This is a genomic window from Muriicola sp. (assembly GCF_049669965.1).
GTDB lineage: Bacteria > Bacteroidota > Bacteroidia > Flavobacteriales > Flavobacteriaceae > Muriicola.
In genome coordinates, this window is record NZ_JBATLB010000092.1 from 1 (window position 1) to 3189 (window position 3189).

At 36.5% G+C, this 3189-nt stretch carries 4 protein-coding genes; all 4 read right to left on the minus strand.

The genetic code is table 11. From position 1 onward, the window contains the following. Positions 1–456 (minus strand): MOSC domain-containing protein (locus tag WBM49_RS05135; protein ID WP_424370991.1); only part of this gene is annotated, 456 nt, incomplete at its 3' end. Between the two features lie 89 nt (positions 457–545). Continuing rightward, on the minus strand, positions 546–1019 hold the full coding sequence (locus tag WBM49_RS05140; RefSeq protein WP_424370992.1) for a hypothetical protein: 474 nt from the start codon (positions 1017–1019) through the stop codon (positions 546–548). Positions 1020–1388: 369 nt separating this feature from the next. Beyond that, positions 1389–2183: a helix-turn-helix domain-containing protein gene (locus WBM49_RS05145; protein ID WP_424370993.1), complete on the minus strand. Its 795-nt coding sequence runs from the start codon at positions 2181–2183 to the stop codon at positions 1389–1391. A gap of 566 nt (positions 2184–2749) precedes the next feature. Next, positions 2750–2974 (minus strand): hypothetical protein, encoded by a 225-nt coding sequence (locus WBM49_RS05150; protein ID WP_424370994.1) that lies wholly within the window; start codon positions 2972–2974, stop codon positions 2750–2752. Positions 2975–3189: the final 215 nt, after the last annotated feature.

A 3189-nucleotide genomic window follows, 5' to 3' on the forward strand; every position in this document is an offset into this window, starting at 1 on the left:
TCCTTCCTGCAGCACCTTTACGTAAGTGCCCGGGTGACCGTGATCTACAAAGGCTTTTATGACCTCCTGATCCTTAAATCGGATTCCTAGTTTATAACAGGGCTCTCGTGGGATCGTTATTTGCACTGTGGCACTGCCAAGGGTATACACAGACCCTATGAGAAGATCATTTTCGGGCATAGAATCTATGGTTATATTCTCCCCGAACATTCCCCAATCCCAAGAAAGAGAGGGATAGTGTTTCTGCCAAAACGGGTATTGTGAGGCAGAGAAGAGATAGCAGGCCTTAAAAATTCCTCCGTGATGTATATCATCGGTGATAGTATCTTTATCTACCTGGGTGGCCCTGAGATAAATTGGTTCAGCAACAGGGTATTTAAAAATCCCTGTTTGTTCTTCAAAACCTTTCCAATGAATTTTGGTGGGGCTGCCAATATTGGTAGAGATAACTTTCATGGGGTAAAGATAGAAAACCAACTCGTAGAATCAGAAATTTCGAGGAGGCTTCCAGCAATTGATTCACTACACTGTAAAATTCAGGAATACTACAGGTCTCGGGCAGTATTTCGTTTTATACCTTCCTGAATCTTTTCTTTAACGAACAATTGCTCGCCTTTATATTGTGTCATTTGAAAAAAGAGGGTGTCTTGTCCAACGTTTTCCAGATCGTAAATTGCGTGTTTTTTCTCATGATCTAAAAACTCAGAATCTCCCTTTTCTAAATGCATGAGTACGATTTTTCCATCAGAGTATCTAGAAATTACCATTCCCTCAGAACCAGCTACCCAGCAATAATCTAATTCCATTTTTCGAAATGGGAGTCGTTCTTTAGGCAATAATACAACTTCCCAAATACGAAGATATTCGTTTTCGAATAGGATTCTCTGGCCTAGATCAGGGCTAAATTCATTATTTTTTAATTCCCTTAAATGTGCAGGATTCCAGGTATTGAAATTTCCCGCATCATTGATAGCTACATATTTAAGTATTTTCGCTTTCTGATTTTCTTTATTGGTCATAGCATAAAATATTTAGAAGCATTTCCAGAAAAAATTTTACCTGAAACTTCATTACTTTGAAATTAGATGGCAACTATTTTCCATGATCGACATTTCAATACGTTTTGACAGCCCGCTTATTATTCTACGAAAGGAAAAGGTCTTTTAACCAAACGCGAACTGACAAACTCCTAACTCGAAGATTTCGTAAATATTCTCCGGGAACAAACTATCAATAGAGTAAATGCGTTTGGATTTCGGAAATCAGAACAAAATGGTATTTTTATTACCTAATTTTCTTCCGAAATCAGGAATCAATACTGGCTAGTACCAGGATTTTTAAGAAGATATACCTCCTGATTATTACCAGATAGCTGAAGAATGAACTTACTAAATGGAGACTCTTTCCTTGTATTTGGTTGGTGTTGTGCCGGTTACTTTCTTAAAGGCCGAATAGAAAGCGCTTTTACTGTGAAAGCCAACTTCTTTGCCAATACCCTCAATACTTAAATTATTTGACAGCTGTTTGGTTAATATGTCTTCCGCTTTTTTTATGCGAAGCCGATTGACATAGGAATTAAAATTGTGATTGGTGGTGGTATTGATAGTAGTGGAAATTTTTTTTGGATGGACGTTCAATTTTTGGGCCAGATCTACAATGGTAAGTTCACTGTGTAAAAAAGCCTGGGAGGTTTCCATATAAGAGTCAATATCACCCATTACTGTATTTAGATCATCATCATTTTCATTTTTTCTTTGGTCATTTTCAATGGCTAGGTAGTGCTGAATTGGAAAGCCAGATTCATTTTTGACGAGAATGGACAAGACATTCTGCTGTATGACCCCATTGACCGATACCCAGTAAATGGCTATCAGATCAAAAATCGAAAAGATGATCCTAAAATAGTAGTCATTAGGCGAAATATAGTACAGAATATGGATTAATACAGAAGAGGCCAAGCTGTAAATCAGAAAAATGCGTACCCATTCCAATACCTTACGTTCAATATGTGAGAATGTATTCTGAACCTCGGTTTTGTGCTCGGCTAGTAACTTTAAATTCCAAATACCGATACCCCATGAATAGCATATGCCAAGAATCGTGAATACTATTTCATGCCAAAAACTTTCGGCAATTACCAGTTTAGTGGAGTGTGGAAGGAAATAAATAATTATTTGAAGCACAATTGATATTATCCCCGGAAAGAGTACCCAATATTTTATTTTTTGATCGGAGAATATTGAAATTTTCTGGGTGTAGATAAAGAAAATAGGAAAAAGAAGCCAGGAAAAATTAAAAGGTAAAAGAAACAATTCCGGGTAGATCTGATCAAGATTTAATCCCCTGGAAACAAAAACTGCTAATTTTAATGAAAACAACAACAAAAACAGCCCAAGAAAATAAGTACTCCGAAAGTGCTTATAATTCAGGATTAATAACAAAATACCCAAAGTAGTCCCCTGTATTAACCCAAGGGTGTCTAGTATAGTTGGTAAGTTGTAGTTCAGCTCAGTCGTTTCAATCAAAATTAATGGGATAGCAATTTTCTAACCAAGATAAATAGGATTTTAAGGATTAAAAAGCTTCTTCTGAATAAATTTCGGTGATTTCCCCTCTGGCTTTTAGGAACTGCGGTAGGTGGCTAACTCACTTTAGGCAGTTCAGGGTATAAGTGAGGGGCAGTCTCTGTATTTAGCTAAATGACTAAGAAAGAATTCAACGCAGGGGTAAGTCCGTAGCATTTTTAGAGTTAATCCCAATCAGTATCCTGAGTATTATCAATGTTTTCCTTGCGAATCAAAAGAAGAATAACATAGCCGGTGAATATAACTAAAAAGGGAAGTAGCAATAGGTCATAGCGGGTTACGCTATCTGGGTAATTTTTTAGCGCAGTTTGCACATCAAGCTCCCAGGCGGCGTAAACCGACCAAAGGAATATTAAAAATAGAACAAAACTCTTCTTGTTTGAGTTCATTTTTTTCTTTTTGTAAAAATGCAATGACAAACGAGAGTTTATGAAAAATAAGTAAAATTTATGTTCTGATTTCTGAATATAGAACCAAAAAAGAGAAGTAAACATTAAAAATACCGCGTAGTAGGCAAAAGAGATCTGATTATTATCGATTTCAGGGATCTGCTAATAAAGTAAATTTAAGAACAGATAGAAATATCTAAGCCGCCTGGCTATCC